This is a genomic window from Ferruginibacter profundus (assembly GCF_054783275.1).
The window spans coordinates 1,959,486-1,976,044 of the sequence record NZ_BAAGQW010000001.1; the positions used below are offsets into that span (position 1 = coordinate 1,959,486).

18 protein-coding genes are annotated in these 16,559 nt (G+C 39.4%); 4 read left to right on the forward strand and 14 right to left on the reverse strand.

The genetic code is table 11. The features are described 5' to 3' along the window. Positions 1-26 precede the first annotated feature (26 nt). The 4 genes from ACYVM0_RS08320 (at position 27) to ACYVM0_RS08335 (ending at position 3,925) form a co-directional block, all read left to right on the forward strand. Positions 27-728 (forward strand): cytochrome b/b6 domain-containing protein, encoded by a 702-nt coding sequence (locus ACYVM0_RS08320; RefSeq protein WP_460555285.1) that lies wholly within the window; start codon positions 27-29, stop codon positions 726-728. 20 nt (positions 729-748) lie between these two features. Further along, positions 749-1,504: a molybdopterin-dependent oxidoreductase gene (locus ACYVM0_RS08325; protein ID WP_460555288.1), complete on the forward strand. Its 756-nt coding sequence runs from the start codon at positions 749-751 to the stop codon at positions 1,502-1,504. Positions 1,505-1,583: 79 nt separating this feature from the next. Next, the gene (locus ACYVM0_RS08330; RefSeq protein WP_460555291.1) at positions 1,584-2,840 is read left to right on the forward strand and encodes a PAS domain-containing sensor histidine kinase; all 1,257 of its coding nucleotides are present in this window, start codon (positions 1,584-1,586) and stop codon (positions 2,838-2,840) included. 26 nt (positions 2,841-2,866) lie between these two features. After that, entirely contained in the window at positions 2,867-3,925 is a 1,059-nt protein-coding gene (locus tag ACYVM0_RS08335) for a response regulator (protein WP_460555294.1), read from the forward strand. Between the two features lie 6 nt (positions 3,926-3,931). Here the strand turns inward: ACYVM0_RS08335 and ACYVM0_RS08340 are convergent, their stop codons facing one another. From ACYVM0_RS08340 to ACYVM0_RS08405, 14 genes are all read right to left on the reverse strand, one after another. Then, positions 3,932-4,333 carry a hypothetical protein gene (locus ACYVM0_RS08340; RefSeq protein ID WP_460555297.1) on the reverse strand — a complete coding sequence of 134 codons (402 nt, stop codon included), beginning with the start codon at positions 4,331-4,333 and terminating at the stop codon, positions 3,932-3,934. 82 nt (positions 4,334-4,415) lie between these two features. Beyond that, entirely contained in the window at positions 4,416-5,132 is a 717-nt protein-coding gene (locus tag ACYVM0_RS08345) for a sulfite exporter TauE/SafE family protein (protein WP_460555300.1), read from the reverse strand. An 11-nt stretch (positions 5,133-5,143) separates the two neighbouring features. Next, positions 5,144-5,575 carry a FixH family protein gene (locus tag ACYVM0_RS08350; protein ID WP_460555303.1) on the reverse strand — a complete coding sequence of 144 codons (432 nt, stop codon included), beginning with the start codon at positions 5,573-5,575 and terminating at the stop codon, positions 5,144-5,146. A gap of 13 nt (positions 5,576-5,588) precedes the next feature. Then, positions 5,589-7,076, reverse strand: a complete 1,488-nt coding sequence (gene ccoG / locus ACYVM0_RS08355; protein WP_460555306.1) for a CcoG/RdxA/FixG family protein — start codon at positions 7,074-7,076, stop codon at positions 5,589-5,591. A 12-nt stretch (positions 7,077-7,088) separates the two neighbouring features. Continuing rightward, entirely contained in the window at positions 7,089-8,315 is a 1,227-nt protein-coding gene (locus tag ACYVM0_RS08360; RefSeq protein ID WP_460555310.1) for a cytochrome c family protein, read from the reverse strand. An 11-nt stretch (positions 8,316-8,326) separates the two neighbouring features. Further along, entirely contained in the window at positions 8,327-8,518 is a 192-nt protein-coding gene (locus ACYVM0_RS08365; RefSeq protein WP_460555313.1) for a CcoQ/FixQ family Cbb3-type cytochrome c oxidase assembly chaperone, read from the reverse strand. Between the two features lie 3 nt (positions 8,519-8,521). Continuing rightward, positions 8,522-10,660, reverse strand: a complete 2,139-nt coding sequence (ccoN, locus tag ACYVM0_RS08370) for a bifunctional cbb3-type cytochrome c oxidase subunit I/II (protein ID WP_460555316.1) — start codon at positions 10,658-10,660, stop codon at positions 8,522-8,524. Between the two features lie 3 nt (positions 10,661-10,663). Next, on the reverse strand, positions 10,664-10,855 hold the full coding sequence (gene ccoS / locus ACYVM0_RS08375; protein ID WP_460555319.1) for a cbb3-type cytochrome oxidase assembly protein: 192 nt from the start codon (positions 10,853-10,855) through the stop codon (positions 10,664-10,666). Between the two features lie 92 nt (positions 10,856-10,947). Further along, a complete protein-coding gene (locus tag ACYVM0_RS08380) occupies positions 10,948-13,365 on the reverse strand; it encodes a heavy metal translocating P-type ATPase (protein ID WP_460556308.1) in 2,418 nt (805 codons plus the stop codon). 129 nt (positions 13,366-13,494) lie between these two features. Next, positions 13,495-13,902 carry a hypothetical protein gene (locus ACYVM0_RS08385; RefSeq protein ID WP_460555322.1) on the reverse strand — a complete coding sequence of 136 codons (408 nt, stop codon included), beginning with the start codon at positions 13,900-13,902 and terminating at the stop codon, positions 13,495-13,497. Positions 13,903-14,046: 144 nt separating this feature from the next. Continuing rightward, positions 14,047-14,772, reverse strand: coding sequence for an LOG family protein (locus ACYVM0_RS08390; protein ID WP_460555325.1), 726 nt, complete (start codon positions 14,770-14,772; stop codon positions 14,047-14,049). A gap of 63 nt (positions 14,773-14,835) precedes the next feature. Beyond that, complete coding sequence (locus ACYVM0_RS08395) at positions 14,836-15,216, reverse strand: hypothetical protein (protein ID WP_460555328.1); 381 nt, start codon at positions 15,214-15,216, stop codon at positions 14,836-14,838. An 18-nt stretch (positions 15,217-15,234) separates the two neighbouring features. Beyond that, a complete protein-coding gene (locus ACYVM0_RS08400) occupies positions 15,235-15,720 on the reverse strand; it encodes an OsmC family protein (RefSeq protein ID WP_460555331.1) in 486 nt (161 codons plus the stop codon). 6 nt (positions 15,721-15,726) lie between these two features. After that, positions 15,727-16,557 (reverse strand): adenine nucleotide alpha hydrolase family protein, encoded by an 831-nt coding sequence (locus ACYVM0_RS08405; protein ID WP_460555334.1) that lies wholly within the window; start codon positions 16,555-16,557, stop codon positions 15,727-15,729. Positions 16,558-16,559 lie beyond the last annotated feature (2 nt).

Sequence of the window (16,559 nt, forward strand, 5' to 3'; positions counted from 1 at the left end):
GGTATAAACTTCTGCTTACAATAGTAATGACTAAAAAAAAGATCATACAAAAACATCCGCTTGCCATACGATGGTTTCACTGGATCAATTTTCCGGTATTGGGTGTAATGATCTGGAGCGGCATGTTAATTTACTGGGCCAATGATGTGTACCGCCTGGGCTGGGGTAATACCACTGTGCTTAAATTTTTTCCTGATTCCTTTAATAAGGCGTTGAACATTCCTTTCAGATTGGCTGAAGGCATGAGTTTACATTTTGTGTTTATGTGGCTGTTTGCTGTAAACGGATTGATCTATGTTTTATACCTGTTGTTTTCAAAAGAATATAAATTTATTTTTCCCAATAGAAGATCTTTAAAAGAAGCTGGGTTGGTTTTACTGCACGACCTGCATTTGAAACGAGGCTTGCCTCCTCAAAAAAAATATAACGCAGCACAACGCATTGCTTATACCGGTGTAATTTTTATGGGGCTTGGTTCTTTATTAACCGGGCTGGCCATTTTTAAACCGGTACAACTCTATTGGTTATGTACCATATTAGGGGGTTACGAATGGGCCAGGGCAGAACATTTTATTTTAACGATATTGTTTTGCCTTTTCTTTTTAGTACATATCATACAAGTGGTACTGGCAGGCTGGAATAATTTTGCAGCAATGGTAAGAGGTTTTGAAACCAAACCCCTTCCGTCTGAAGGAAAAACTTTGGAAGCCCCTGCTGAAGATATTTAACCTATTTATAAACAAAGGTGATGGATACCAACAAAGAACAAATTCTTTCTGCAAAGCAGATCAGGAATAAAACCCTGATCTCATTTTTGTTTTTCTTTTTGTTTATAGCATCCTGCGTTGCGGCATGGCAATGGCTGCACCGGCAACCGGAAGATAACGGCACCCCCGCTCCATTACGAGCAGTTTTAAATACCAATGAAAAAATCTTTATGTCGCTTTTTGCTAACAACCACCTGGCAAGATCTTACCCCGTTAAGGATGCAGTACCCAGGGTAAGGGTAAATGGCGATGCCGGCATGGGCGAAAATTTTGATGCCACAACATGGAAGCTGCAATTGATCCGTAACATCGGAGACACGCAATATATTTCCATAGATGAAATTAAAGCCCTTCCCAAAACCGAAATTATTTTTGACTTTAAGTGTATTGAAGGCTGGAGCCAGGTTACACACTGGGCAGGTGTAAAGTTTACCGACTTTGTGAAACAATATAAGCTGGATGCCCAAAGCCAGATGAAATTTGTGGGCCTTAACACACCCGACAAGGAATACTATGTTGGCATTGATACCAAAAGTATTTTGCACCCGCAAACCATTTTATGTTACGAAATGAATGCCAAACCGCTGCCGATGAACCAGGGATTCCCTTTAAGGCTGATTATACCGGTTAAATACGGCGTAAAAAATATAAAACGTATCGGCACTATTTTCTTTAGTAATGAAAGGCCGCCCGATTATTGGTATGAGAGGGGCTATGACTATTATGGCGGCTTATAAAAAATTACAGTTTCTTTCTCTGCATATGTTTGTATTGTTGTAATTTTAGAATTACTTAACTTATACAAACCAACACAATTTGGTCTACACATCGGCACATATCCTTTTAAAAGAAAAGGAAAAATTTGAGGCGCTGTTTCAATATGCCTCAATGGGTATTTTAGTAATAAACGATAAAAGCGAAATCGTTCTTGCCAATAATTTTTTACTATCACAATTTGGCTATGGCAGCCCCGAAGAACTTATTGGTAAAAAAGTAGAGGCGCTCATCCCCTCCCGCTATCATCATAACCATACCAAACATCTTTCCAATTACAATAAAAAACCGGAACGACGGCCCATGGGTATCGGAAAGGACCTGTATGGCATAAAAAAAGATGGTACCGAATTCCCGGTAGAGATCAGTTTAAGCCACTACGGTGCCGACGAAGGCAGTTTTGCTATTGCATTTATAAGTGATATTACGAAACGTAAAGAAATTGAAAACGCAGTACTGGAACAAAAAGAGCAACTGGCCGATATCAATTTAAAAATAGAGGAACTTAATAACGACCTGGAACAAAAAGTAGAATTGCGTACACAGCAATTACAGGAAACACTGGTACAACTACAGGATTCAAAAGAAGAGCTGACCAAAGCATTAAGTAAGGAAAAAGAACTGAGTGACCTTAAAAGCCGTTTTGTTTCTATGGCTTCGCATGAATTCCGAACGCCTTTGAGTACGATACTTTCTTCGGCTTCCCTGGTGGCAAAATATACCGAAACAGTGCAGCAGGAAAACAGGGACAAGCATATTCAACGCATTAAAACCTCTGTTAACAACCTCACTGATCTGCTCAACGAATTTTTATCCATCGGAAAAATTGAAGACGGAAAAATTACGGCACATTACACCCAGTTTAATATTAAAGAAATGCTGGAAACGGTTTGTGCCGAAATGCAGAACCTTGTAAAGCCGGGACAGCATATACAGTATACCCATACCGGGGATGCCATTGTTAACCTTGATCCGGCATTATTAAGAAATGTAATCCTGAATCTTTTATCTAATGCCATTAAATTTTCTCCCGAAAAAGGGATCATTACCATAGCCAGTGCCACTAAACAAGACGAAATTGTTATTACGGTAAAAGACAGTGGTATCGGCATTTCTAAAGAAGACCAGGAACATTTATTTGAACGTTTCTTCAGGGGCACCAATGCCTCTAACATACAAGGCACCGGCCTGGGCCTGCATATTGTAAGCAAATACATCGAATTAATGGACGGGCAGATTTCTTATACCAGCGAATTAGAAAAAGGAACCGAATTTATTATTAAATTTACCGTTCTTTAAACCTTTACTACATAACCAACATTTATATGAAGCACTTACTGCTTATTGAAGATAATAATGAGATCAGGGAGAATACGGCAGAAATACTGCAACTGGCCGGCTATACCGTGGCTACTGCCGAAAACGGCAAAAAAGGTATAGAGATAGCACTTCAAAAAAAGATAGACCTGATCATTTGCGATGTAATGATGCCGGTACTGGATGGTTATGGCGTTTTGCACCTTATTAATAAAAACCCCGAGCTGGTGGGTATTCCCTTTATTTTTTTAACGGCAAAAGCAGAACGTAACGATTTTAGAAAAGGGATGGAAATGGGTGCCGATGATTATATCACCAAACCATTTAATGATATTGAATTGCTGAATGCGGTGGAAAGCCGCCTGCATAAAGCCGACCTGCTGAAAAAAGAATACCAGAGCAGTGCGGCCGGCGTGCAGCAGATGCTGAACGAGTTTGGTGGCAAAAATGCATTGCAATATTTAACCGAAAGCGGCAATATTAACCATTACAAAAAGAAACAGATCATTTATACCGAAGGCAACCACCCCGTACGTTTGTTTTATATAGAAAAAGGTAAAGTGAAAATTTTTAAGACCAATGATGACGGGAAAGAACTAACAGTTGGCCTTTTTAACGAAGGCGATTTTTTTGGTTATACAGCTTTACTGGAAGAATCTGTATATAAGGAAAATGCTGAAGCTATTGAAGATGCAGAAATTGCAGTGATACCAAAAGAAGATTTTGAAAAACTGATGCACTCCAATTCGGGTGTACAGAAGAAATTTATTCAGCTGCTGGCCAAAAATGTTTCTGAAAAAGAAGAGCAGTTGCTGGGCATTGCCTATAATTCTTTAAGAAAAAGAGTAGCCGATGCGTTAATAACCCTGCAGAATAAATATAAGAAAGAAGGCGATACTATTTTCTCCATGCATATTTCAAGAGAAGACCTGGCCAATATTGCAGGTACTGCCACAGAATCGCTGATACGTACGCTGAGCGATTTTAAAAATGAAAAATTAATTGAGATCAAAGAAGGCAATATTTTTATACTGAACGAAAAAAAACTGGCCTCCCTTTTAAATTAATACCGGTTACAAAACCGAAACAAGGTATTTATTAAACTCATTTTTCAGTTGTGTAAAGTTTTTTTCCAGGTATTCAATTTCATTACGCAGCCTGGTTTGTTTAGCTTCCGTTTTTTTATCCGTTATTATTTTAGCGGAGCCTGAAGGTGTTTTAAGTTCAGCCTCCATTTCATTAATATCATGCCTCAGTTCGTCCATGAACTCATCTTTAATGATAAACTGATTTTGAAAATGTTCGGCCAGTGCCAGGAATTCCTTATCTGTATTACGATCTACCACTTCAGAAAGACGGGTTTTTAAGAAAGCATTTTCCTGCTTAAAAAACTCAAGCATTCTTTTCCATGTATGGTATTCATGGCGGTACTGGTCTAATTTGGCTGTATAACTACTGGTCATATTAGTAAACACTGAATATTATAATTTTCATTTGAATAAATATCTTTTTTCTCTCCCTTATTTTTACCAATCTTCGTCATGTCAAAAACTGAATTTAATCAGGTTTTGCACAGCAGCTCTTAATTTCCTTTTTTTCCACATCTGCCTTAGGGCTTACATAAGGTATACCCAGCCCCATGCCCCTGAGTATCAGCAGGCAGGCCATCAGCATCATCATATATGGATAGGCCTTGCGTATTTTTTGCCTGATACCGATACTTACATAGTTGCCAAAGAAAGCAACACTCCACATTACCGGCAATGTTCCCAAACCAAAAAATGCCATAAATAATACACTGTTGCCAATATCACCGGTAGCCACCGCCCCTGCCGCAGCCATATACACTAATCCGCAAGGCAGCAAGCCATTTAACAAGCCTATTGAAAACAGGGAAGAATAATTCTTTTTAAAAAACAGTTGCCCTAATGCGGCTCTTATCTTTTCGAAAAAAGACAGCAAAAAATTATTGTTATTAAATGACGCTATTCTTTTCGGGAGTATGATAAAAACAATGATCAATACGCCTAAGATGACAGATAACCATTGCTGGTATCCAAACAGCGCCACGCTTTTACCAAGCGCACCAAATACTAACCCTAATACCGAATAGGTTACCACCCGGCCTGCATTATACAAAAAGGCACCGGAAAATTTTGCCCAGTTACCATCACTGCTTAATGGTAATGACAAAGCCAAAGGACCGCACATACCTACGCAGTGAAAGCTTCCCAGCAATCCCATTGCAAATGCAGCAAATATTAATTGTACCATCGGCCTGTTGCTTAAATAAATATTTTCTTTTCAAAATAATAACTCACGCCATCTGCCGTCCAGCTGATATGTAATTCATGCAGCCCTGTATTATCTTTTTTCAGCGGGATACTCAATAGCAGATCATCTGCAGTAAAATCCTTTACAATATCTCTGGTTTCGTCTGCAGGGCAATACAACTGTGCATTGCCGCTGATCTTTTTTCCTGCAAGATCCTTGGGAAAATGCAATACCACCTGGTTATCTTTTATCTCGTACTTTATATCTTCAGACAGTGCATTGGCCTTGCCGGTTGCATCAATACGTTCCTGGTACTTTAATTCTTTGGCATAATAATCTGTGGTAACCAGGTCCATTTTCTGATTGGATGATTTAAACACCATGAACATGATGCCGGCAACAAAAATGCCATAAACAATAAGTATTTTATATCCCCAGTTCATAGTAAATAATTTATCAGTTATAAATTTCAGGTCCGATAAAATTAGCCGTGATGGTTTTAATTTTTACATTATTCTCATACATGCCAATCTTCAGTTCTGTTTTCCAGCCTTTAATATCGTTGCGGTTGAGTTTGATAAAAAACTGCAGGTGAGAATAATCTTCTTTTTTAACGATCATGCTTACACTGCCTACGTATTCAATCTCACCATTAAGGTTTTCCAGTTTTAAAGTAAACGGAATATCTTTATGCGTTTTGTTGGCCAGTTTTAAATTATACAGGTTACTGATACGTCCGTCAGGCAAAGAAGTGTACGTCATACCGGCAGTACGCATCAATCTGGCATCAAGGTCTGTTCTGCTTACCAATAAAAATACCAGTAATGACAACAGTAGAGTTAATACCGCTGTATAGGCTTTAATCCTGGTGGTGAATTTTAATTGCACCCCGTTGGCAATGCTATTTTCAGAAGCATAGCGAACCAGGCCTGTTGGCCTGTTAATGCTGGTCATAATAGCATCACAGGCATCAATACACGCTGTACAGTTTACACATTCCAGTTGCGTACCGTTCCTGATATCTATACCTGTAGGACAAACACGAACACAGGCAAAACAATCAATACAATCGCTTTGCGGCTTTAGTTTTACTTCTTCAAATTTGGCAGCAATACTTTTGCAGGCACCATCCTCTTTACAATCCGTACACTTGCAATCGTGATCGTCTTTCTTCTTTAATTTTCCTCTGGGCTCTCCCCTCACCCTGTCATATGCCACTACAATAGAATTTTTATCTAACAGCACCCCCTGCAATCTTCCGTAAGGGCAAACCACAATACAGGCCTGCTCACGAAACCACCAGTACACAAAGAAAAATACACAGGTAAAAATGAACAGGGATATTAATGTACCCACATGTGCCCCCGGGTTTCGTACATAACCCAGCAACTGATCCATGCTGATGAGATAAGCCAGGAAAAAATTGGCAATGATAAAGGAGATCGCAAAGAACACCATGAATTTCACTGTTCTCTTCCTGATCTTTTCCCCATTCCAGGGCATACTTTTTAATTGCTTTTGCTTTGCCGAATCACCATCGATCCAGTACTCAATTTTACGGAAGACCATTTCCATAAAAATTGTTTGCGGACAGGCCCAGCCGCAAAAGATACGGCCAAATACTACAGTAAATAAAATAACAAATACCACAAACGTAAGCATGGCAATACCAAAGATGAAAAAATCCTGCGGCCAGAATACCATGCCGAAAATGATGAATTTTCTCTCCAGTATATTAAACATCAGCAGCGGCTCGCCGCTAACCTTAATAAACGGCAACGTAAAAAAAACGATCAGGTAAAAAACGCTGAACCAGGTACGTAAATTATACAACCTGCCCTTGGGTTTTTTAGGATTGATAAAATTCCTTTTCCCTTCCTTGCTGATGGTGGCGACAGAGTCCCTGTAGCTTCCTTTTTTGTCTTGTACAATAGTTTCTTCCATAGTTCTGTTCTCCTACTTTTTTGATACGGTCTTGACCGAATCAGTTTTATTTACCACGGCCACTTTTTTTACACCGGCAGTATCAGCAGTGGTTTTCTTTGCAGAATCTGCTGCAGGTGCCGTTGCTGCTGTTTCGGTATATAGTTCTCCCTGTGGCGCTTTTTGATTCGGAGGATTGGTGCCACGCAATGTTTTAACATAGCTGGCCAAAAAACTAATTTCTTTTGGGGTATAATCTGTTGCCCATGATTGCATTCCTTTATCGGGATAACCATTTTTTATGGTATGAAAAATATCGTTTAATGAACCCTTATGCAACCAGTAGTCATCGGTAAGATTCGGGCCTGCACCACCTTCACCCAGCTTACCATGACAAGCCCAGCATTTGGTTCCAAAAATCTCTTTGGCTCTTGCTAAACCTGTGGCATCGGCCATCGGTACATTATTTTCATCTATTTTATCTTTATTGGTAGATTCAAAAATTTCCTTTTGTATCCGTGCATCTTCCATCTCAGCTGCATATTCTTCTGTTGGATTTTTTCCATTGCCCATTACATGAAAATTGAGCAGGTAAATTAATCCTACCACGATAGTAAAATAGAAACCATATTTCCACCAGGGTGGTAATGCATTATCCAGTTCTTTAATGCCATCGTAATCATGGTCCAGTAAAATATCAGCTTCCCTTTCCACAGGAATAGCTTTTGTAAATATTTTTTTGTCCAGCCCCGCCCACCATTCTTTTAATGCAGATTTTTTTGCTGCTGCTACTTCTTTTTGTGGTAACAACTCACTGTAAATTCTCCTGATAGAAAATGCCAGGAATACAATGGCAATCACTTCAGTGATAATTACTGTAACAAACAAATAAAATGAAGTAGCCGACAAGCCGCCATAGTTAGGCACTACAGTTACCGCATCTTTTGCAGCATCCTGTGCTGAGGCCGTTTGAGATGCCAGTAATAATACCAGTACCACAATTGCGGAGATGGCTTTTGTTGCATTCTTCTGTTTTTCCAACAACTGCCTGCTTAACACCACAAGCACCTGGCCTAATCCCCACAATACAAAAGCAAGTACTACCGTCATTATCACCAATAATGTGGCCAGCTGATTATACCCCGATGTTACTGTAGTAGGTGCAGCAGGAGCTGTTGTTTGCGCCACAGCAACTGTTACAACAAGCAGTGCTGCTATTACAAGGATGAATTTTTTCTTTATTAAATATATAAAACGCATACTGATCTGATTTATAAGGTTGAGTTAGTTAGTTCTTCATTGTCAAAAGGAATATTCGATAATTCTGTCACCCTTTCTTTCTTCATTTTTACCACCAGCACAGTAAGCACTATAAAAAAGATGAAGAATATAAACAATGATATCATGGGATAGATATTCGCATTATTCATTGTTTCGGCATATTGTTTTATGAATTTGAACATGGCTTATTTATTTGAAGTGGCTGTTTTATTTTTACTGATATCAACTCCTAAACGTTGTATGTAAGCGATCAATGCGATCACTTCTTTTTTAGGTGAAATCCGGATGCTGTCGTTAACCAGGTTATTGGAAATCTGCTGCGATTGTGTTACAAGATCAGCAACCGCATTTTTCTCATACCCTTTTTCGTAAGGTACACCCAGGGTTCTCATTGCATTTACCTTTGCTTCTGTATTGGAAATATCCAGGTCGTTGGTTAATAAGAAAGGATATGCCGGCATAACAGAGCCTAAGCTCATAGATGATGGTTCACGGAAATGGCGGAAATGCCAGCCGTCAGTTTTTTTCAGGTTCCCGGTTCCTTCCCTGGCAAGGTCTGGCCCGGTACGCTTACTACCCCACTGGAACGGGTGATCGTAAACAAATTCGCCTGCTTTGGAATATTCGCCATAACGTTCCGTTTCACTCCGGAAAGGCCGTATCATTTGCGAGTGGCATACATAGCATCCTTCTCTTACATAAATATCCCTTCCTTCCAGTTCCAGTGGTGTGTAAGGTTTTACACTGGCAATGGTAGGCACATTTGATTTGATGAGGAATGTTGGTACCAGTTCAATCAATCCTCCGATCAATATCACTACCAAACTCATGATCATGAATTGCACCGGCCTTCTTTCGATCCACCTGTGCCAGTGTTCGCCCTGGTGTTTTACATATTCTTTTTGTAATGGCGCTGCTTCTGCTTCTTCATTGGCTACAAGTTTTCCTGATCTTACTGTTTTGTATAAGTTAACGATCATGAAAATAACGCCGATCAGATACAGGGTTCCTCCCAAAGAACGCATAGCATAGAAAGGTCTCATGTAAGTAACTGTTTCAAGAAAAGTATATTTCAACTGGCCTGCTTCGGTAAATTGTTTCCACATCAGGCTTTGCTGAATACCTGCCCAGTACATAGGTATGGCATAGAATAAAATACCCAGTGTAGATAACCAGAAATGGTTATTGGCCATTTTTTTAGAGTACAGTTGTGTTTTAAATATCCTTGGAATGATCCAGTACAGCACACCAAAAGTGAGCATACCATTCCAGCCTAATGCACCAACGTGTACGTGAGCAATGATCCAGTCGGTATAATGCGAAATAGCACTAACACTTTTTAAAGACAACATCGGGCCTTCAAAAGTGGCCATACCATAAGCAGTAACAGCCACAACCATAAATTTCAGAATCACATCATCACGTACCCTGTCCCATGCGCCACGCAGTGTAAGTAAACCATTGATCATACCACCCCAGCTTGGGAAGATGAGCATGAATGAAAACACCACACCGAGAGATTGTGCCCAGTTAGGTAAGGCTGTATATAATAAATGGTGAGGGCCTGCCCAGATATATAAAAAGATCAAAGCCCAAAAGTGAATGATGGAAAGGCGGTAAGAATAAACCGGGCGGTTAGCCGCTTTTGGCATAAAGTAATACATCAACCCTAAATAAGGAGTGGTTAAAAAGAATGCCACCGCATTATGGCCATACCACCATTGCACCAACGCATCCTGTACACCGGAATAAAAGCTGTAACTTTTTAACCAGGTATAAGGCAATTCGCCTGAACGTACTAAGTGCAATACTGCAACAGTAACAAATGTGGCGATGTAAAACCAGATGGCCACATACAAATGTTTTTCCCTTCTTTTAATAATGGTACCAAACATGTTCCAGCCAAATATTACCCAGATCACAGTAATGGCAAGATCTATTGGCCAGATCAGTTCCGCATATTCTGCTCCTTGTGATAAACCCAAAGGCAATGTGATTGCTGCAGCAACAATAATTAACTGCCAGCCCCAGAAATGTATATAGCTCAGTTTATCACTGAACATTCTTGCTTTACATAAACGCTGCAGGGAATAATACACGCCCATAAAAAGCCCGTTGCCCACAAATGCAAAAATTACCGCATTGGTATGTAATGGACGAAGCCTGCCAAATGAAAAGTATTGTGTAATATTTAATGCCGTTGGAAACACCAGTTGCAGTGCTACCCACAGCCCCACCAGCATACCTACAGCCCCCCATACAACGGTGGCATAGGCAAAGTTTCTCACAATCTTGTTATCATAATAAAATTTTTCTACCTGCATAGTTTATCGTTTAAGTTTTGTTGAGTTTTGGTTTTTATTTATTGTTGGAATTGCTTTGGTATCATCAAAAAGCATACGTACAGAAGGGGTGTAATCATCATCAAACTGGCCGGATCGTACGCTCCATAAGAAGGCAGCTAAAAAAACCGAAGCAACAAAAATGCTGATACCGATTAAAATAAATAGTACGCTCATTGAAAATGGTTTTATAAATTCAAAAGTAGCCGGAGCCGCAATTTTTGTGGCTGATGAACATCAAACGATAATATGATTTTGGTCAGTTGCTTTTACAAGCCCTTTGAGCGGGCACTTAAAGAAGATAATAAGGTGACTAATAATACAATACTGATACTGCTTGCAGGCATTAAAATAGCTGCTACCATTGGCGATAAAATGCCTTGTACAGCAAAAGATAAGCCCACAATATTATATAAAATGGAAAGTATGAAACTGGCGGTAACAATGGTTTTGCCCGACTTTGCATACGCAATAAATTTATCCAGCAGCTTCACATTATTGCCATCAAGAATTGCATCGCAGGCAGGAGAAAACTGGGCCGTATTATCACTGACTGCAATACCTACATTACTCTGCATTAATGCACCGGCATCATTTAAACCATCGCCCAGCATCAATACATTTTTTTTATTTTGTTGTAACGCTTCAATATAGTCCAGCTTTTGCTGCGGACTTTGATTGAACTGAAGCGGTGTATCATTGCCAAATATTTTTTTCAGGTTCTCTCTTTCCGAATCGTTATCACCGCTTAAAAGAGAAAGTGTAAATCCATCACTTTTTAACTTACCTGCCAATGGCTTTACCCCATCACGGTATTGATTACTTACATTAAACCGTCCCATATGCACATTATTCGTCATCACATGCACATGTGTACCGGTATCGAAGGAAGCAAAGCCCTGGTTAAACTGGTTGATAAAAGCAGCTGACCCCATTTTTACATCAATATTATTTACACTGCCCTGCAAGCCTTTGCCTGTATATTCCCTGAAATTTTCAACCGGTATACGCCTGTCGGTTTTTACCTGCAGCCATGCCGCAATAATTTTACTCAGCGGATGTGATGATTGCCTGCTGACCATTTTTATTGCAGCCAGTTCTTTTTCCATTAATGGCGTGCCTTCGTAGCTTACCAGGGAAGTGTGATTTTGAGTAAGCGTACCCGTTTTATCAAATACCAGCGTATCAATTTTTGCCAATGATTCCATTACGCTGGCATTTTTAAGGTATAATTTATTTTTACCAAAAATGCGAAGCATATTGCCGTAAGTAAAGGTTGCAGACAGTAACAATGAACATGGACAGGCTACAATCAGCACCGATGAAACAGCAGGCAGTATTTTTGCCGGATCATTTATCCACCAGAATACCAGGGTGGCGGCAGCTACGGTAAATAGTGCCAGTGTAAAATACCGGCTCCAGGGATGTATAAATGATTTTTCGCCATTCTTCCTATTGTGAAAAATATCATTGTTCCAGAGTTGGGTGATATAGCTTTGCGAAACGTCACCAGCAACTTCCAGCTCTATGGCGCTGCCGATTTGTTTGCCTCCTGCGTAGATGAGTGCACCCGTTCTTTTTTGCACCGGTGTATTTTCTCCGCTTACAAAACTATAATCCACATTGGCATCGCCGCTAAGCAAAAATGCATCTGCAGGTATCATTTCCTCGTTGCGGATAATGATACGGTTGCCTTTTTGTAATTGTGTAACCGGGATATTTTTTTCGATACCATTTTTAATAACGCTTACGCCCAATGGAAAATAAGAACGGTAATCCCTGTCGAATGAAAATGAATCGTAGGTTTTATCCTGGAACCAGCGGCCGATCAGCATGAAAAATACAATACCGGTACCGGAATCCAAATAACCGGCGCCATGCCCGCTGATGATCTCATAATAGCTGCGGCCATAGGTAACCACAATGGCCAATGCAATAGGTGCGTCAATATTTAAAAAACGCTGGCGCAAACCTTTCCATGCCGATACAAAAAAGCCTGATGCACTATACAACAACACCGGCAATGATAAACCAAGGTTCAGCCAGGTAAAGGTTTCTTTTAATCCGTTTTGCTCAATATTACCGGATGAAAAGTATTCCGGAAAACTCAGCATCATAATATTGGCAAAGCAAAAGCCCGCCACACCAATTTTGTAAATTCTTTGCCTGTTGAATGTTGAGTTTTTTTTTGTAACCGTATCCTTTAAGCTGATATCAGGTTCGTAACCGATAAAGGCCAGCAGTTCTACTACTTTACGTAAAGAAATTTTTTGCGGATCAAAAATGATGAATACTTCTTTACGCTGAAAATTGGTTTGCGATTTGGTAATGGCAGGATTGATACGATGTAAATTCTCCAGTAAAAAAATACAGGAAGAACAATGCATCTGCGGTAAAGAAAAAGTGACATTGGTTTGCGAGGCATTACTGAACTGCACCAGTTTTTTTACGGTAGCCTCATCATCAAGATAGGCAAACCTTTCGCTCACAAATTTTCCCCTTGCTTTAATACCGGGATTTTTATCAAAATCGTAATACACACAAAGATCATTTTCGTTGAGCAGCAGGTAAACCTGTTTGCACCCTTCGCAACAAAAATTTTTATCTTCTATGGCAATGTCAATGTCATTGCAGTTATCGCCGCAATGAAAGCATTTGGTTTGTATGGTAGTGGTTGTTTTAATAATCTACGGTTTAATTAAAAAAAGTAGCCGCCGAATAAGACTACACAGCGGCTTTTTTTAGACAGAAACTATTGAACACTCTTTTAAAAATTTTGCACCTGAAATATTCAAGCTATTGGATCTTATAAGGTTTTATGATATTGCAGAAATGTATTTCAGGAAATTGCATTTCAATTCTATAAAAGTCTTTTCTATTGCTTTAATACGATCTCTCAGTATATCCTGTGTACAAAAAGCATCCACATCATACTGATCTTTTAATACACAATCTTTTTCGAGGCGCTGCTGTTGTATTGCTATATCGTTTTCGAGCTTTTGCATTTGATTTTGTTGTTGCTGTAATTGGTTATAAAAAAAATAATCCGCTCTTTTATCACCGGTTCTGCTGAAGGTGTTGGCTGCTTTTTTTATTGCCACCTGCTGCCATTCTTTCCACCACGGAATTTCATTTACCTGCGCTTTTATAATACGCTGCCAGTTGACATTCTCTTTTATGAACAGCCTGTATTTCGCTTCGTCTAATATCAACCTGTTTTCCATTGCAACCGTATTACATCACAAATGTGCCGCATACACCGGCATATAAAAATGACGGCTATCAAAGGACAACATGATATTAATCAGGTATTAAAAAAAGAGGGATGGTAAGTAGTATTATAATACAACTTTATTGGGTAATCCTGCTTACTTTTCAAACAACCACCGGAAAGGCTTGTATGGTTTTTGTGTTGTAAGGCCAAATTTTACTATGCTGTTCTTTTGAATATATGCAACAGCTTCTTCTATAGAGTCAGTAACAAGGAATAGTTGTGTATCCGCCGGCGAAATAGTGGCTTTGGTTTTAAGGTATTCTATATGTTCAATGAGTTCCTTATGAAAGGCGGTATCAAAAATCACAATGGGAAATTCGCTTATCTTTCTGGTTTGAATTAAAGTAAGCGCTTCAAAATATTCATCCAGTGTACCAAAGCCTCCGGGCATCACTACAAAAGCATAAGAATATTTGATCAATAAAGTTTTGCGTATAAAAAAATAACGGATGTTGACCCATTTATCCAAATACGGGTTGGGATGTTGCTCTACCGGCAATACGATATTACAACCTACACTTCTGCCACCTACAGCTTTGGCGCCTTTGTTGGCGGCTTCCATAATGCCCGGCCCGCCACCCGTCATAATGGTAAAACCTAGTTGCGCAATTTTTCCTGAAAGTTCTTCGGTAATTTCATAATAGGGATGGCCATCCTTAAATCTTGCAGAACCAAAAACAGTAACACAGGGCCCCACAAAATGCAGGGCCCTGAATCCTTTTATAAATTCAAAAAGTACTTTGATGGCAAATTTAAATTCCTCCCAACGGCTTTGGGGGCCTTCTAAAAATTTGATCTCCGATTTTACCTGTTCATTCATCCTGTAAATTTATCAGGCTCAAACTTACTGGATTTTATTTATACAGGATAGCATTAATAATAATTACATCACTTTAGCCAGGAATTGCTGAAACTCTTCCTTAAGATGTGTAAAAACTTTTTGCTCTGTTTCAAAACGATCCTTCAGCAAAAAATGAACAGGCAGCTCTTCTTTATCAACATGGCCCGCATGCGATTGTATTTCTGTGGCCATCCGTTTCATATGCTCATTAATATCATGGCTAAGTATGTCTATATTTTCTGATTGAACAAGAAACTGGTTTTGAAAATGTTCCACCATCTGCATGATCTCTTTGCCGGTATTTTTTGATACCACTTCAAGAAGCCGTTTTTTGCAGATCATTAATTCATCTTTATAAAAGCCAAGTGTATTTTTCCACTCATCGTGATTGCCGCTTACCTTTTTTATACTTGTAGTTTGCATGGTAATAGATTTTATTAGTTAATTATTCAAAGAATGATAGCCTACAGCATGATGGTTAAGCAATACCTGCCCGTGATGGATCAGGTGTGCTTTTATAGAATTGGCCACAATACAATGCTTATAGGTTTTTGTGAGCACTTCGTTAGCTGTCACTATATCCTCCTGCTTTTCAACATAAATTTTAGGAAACAAATTGATGTTGATAAATTCCAGGTGCCCTTCCACCAAACCAATCTGTCCAATGGTACTGCATTCAAAATGGGCAATCGCTAATTTTTCTTTTGCTGCAAAGGCCAAATAGGTAGACATAAAAGAACTACTCAGCGCACTGAGCAATAAATGCTCCGCACTCCACATATCAGCAACACCACCCGAAAACTCAGGCGGCGTAGCTACCCTGATCACATCTTTTACATCATTGGCGGTAAGTATCCCTTTGCAACCTTCCTGCCAGTTTAATTGTACCTGGAAATAATATTGGTGTTTATCTGTTTTTGCTATCATAATAATTTATTTATGGGATATAAAAATGGGCATCTTAATATCACGGATGATATCTTTTGCAAAACTCTTTTTAAATAACTGAGAGAACAGGCTCCTTGAAAAAGCACCCATAACAATATAACTGTTGGGTTGGCATGCCAGCCATTCCACAAAAGATCTTTTATCTTCTGATTTTATATTTTGTAATTGCAGGTTAGGATAATGGCGTGCCAGCAATTCTGTTACCATACCATATTCAGGTAATGCAACCGGATTATCATCACTTACTGAAAGTAATATGGTTTCAATGTTGGTGAGTTCTGCAAAAAGATAAGCAAACTGTTTAATGGCAAACAGGGAAGATTCGCTGCCATCGTAGCTAAGTAAAATCTGTGAGGGTGTTTTAAAGTTTTCGGGCACCAGCAACACCGGACACTCTGTTCTTTTTAATAATTCTTCCAGGTAATAATTGGGCTGTGCCTGCTCTACATTTTTGTAAAACAGTTCGCTGCTTACCAACAGCAGGTCTGCAAAACGGGTTTCCTCCACTAATGAAGCCAGTGCAGTGATATCACTGTCTTTATGCACCCTGTAATGCATGCCATCTGCAACGCAGGCATTTTCAAATAATTGAATGTTGCGGTTTACAATTTCGTCGTCTTCATTTTTCATCAGCCACTCCGGCATTATAGCCACGCCTTCCACTGCGGTAGTGTAAGCCATCAGTTTGGAATAATCAACCGGCGTTAAAAAAACGCCTGCCAGTAAAATTTCATTTTGTTCGTTAATGTATTTCGCAAATTCGAATGCACCTTTAGGAAAATGATCACCATCCAGTGCAATGATTATCTTTTTCATGA

Bases quoted from the DNA above. Each gene is read 5' to 3' on its own strand.
- ACYVM0_RS08385 (WP_460555322.1), bottom strand. From the start codon at position 13,902: ATGGAAAACAGGTTGATATTAGACGAAGCGAAATACAGGCTGTTCATA.
- ACYVM0_RS08400 (WP_460555331.1), bottom strand. From the start codon at position 15,720: ATGATAGCAAAAACAGATAAACACCAATATTATTTCCAGGTACAATTA.
- ccoN (WP_460555316.1), bottom strand. From the start codon at position 10,660: ATGCAGGTAGAAAAATTTTATTATGATAACAAGATTGTGAGAAACTTT.
- ACYVM0_RS08320 (WP_460555285.1), top strand. From the start codon at position 27: ATGACTAAAAAAAAGATCATACAAAAACATCCGCTTGCCATACGATGG.
- ACYVM0_RS08360 (WP_460555310.1), bottom strand. From the start codon at position 8,315: ATGCGTTTTATATATTTAATAAAGAAAAAATTCATCCTTGTAATAGCA.
- ACYVM0_RS08335 (WP_460555294.1), top strand. From the start codon at position 2,867: ATGAAGCACTTACTGCTTATTGAAGATAATAATGAGATCAGGGAGAAT.
- ACYVM0_RS08325 (WP_460555288.1), top strand. From the start codon at position 749: ATGGATACCAACAAAGAACAAATTCTTTCTGCAAAGCAGATCAGGAAT.
- ACYVM0_RS08405 (WP_460555334.1), bottom strand. From the start codon at position 16,557: ATGAAAAAGATAATCATTGCACTGGATGGTGATCATTTTCCTAAAGGT.
- ACYVM0_RS08395 (WP_460555328.1), bottom strand. From the start codon at position 15,216: ATGCAAACTACAAGTATAAAAAAGGTAAGCGGCAATCACGATGAGTGG.
- ccoG (WP_460555306.1), bottom strand. From the start codon at position 7,076: ATGGAAGAAACTATTGTACAAGACAAAAAAGGAAGCTACAGGGACTCT.
- ACYVM0_RS08350 (WP_460555303.1), bottom strand. From the start codon at position 5,575: ATGAACTGGGGATATAAAATACTTATTGTTTATGGCATTTTTGTTGCC.
- ACYVM0_RS08365 (WP_460555313.1), bottom strand. From the start codon at position 8,518: ATGTTCAAATTCATAAAACAATATGCCGAAACAATGAATAATGCGAAT.
- ACYVM0_RS08390 (WP_460555325.1), bottom strand. From the start codon at position 14,772: ATGAATGAACAGGTAAAATCGGAGATCAAATTTTTAGAAGGCCCCCAA.
- ccoS (WP_460555319.1), bottom strand. From the start codon at position 10,855: ATGAGCGTACTATTTATTTTAATCGGTATCAGCATTTTTGTTGCTTCG.
- ACYVM0_RS08345 (WP_460555300.1), bottom strand. From the start codon at position 5,132: ATGGTACAATTAATATTTGCTGCATTTGCAATGGGATTGCTGGGAAGC.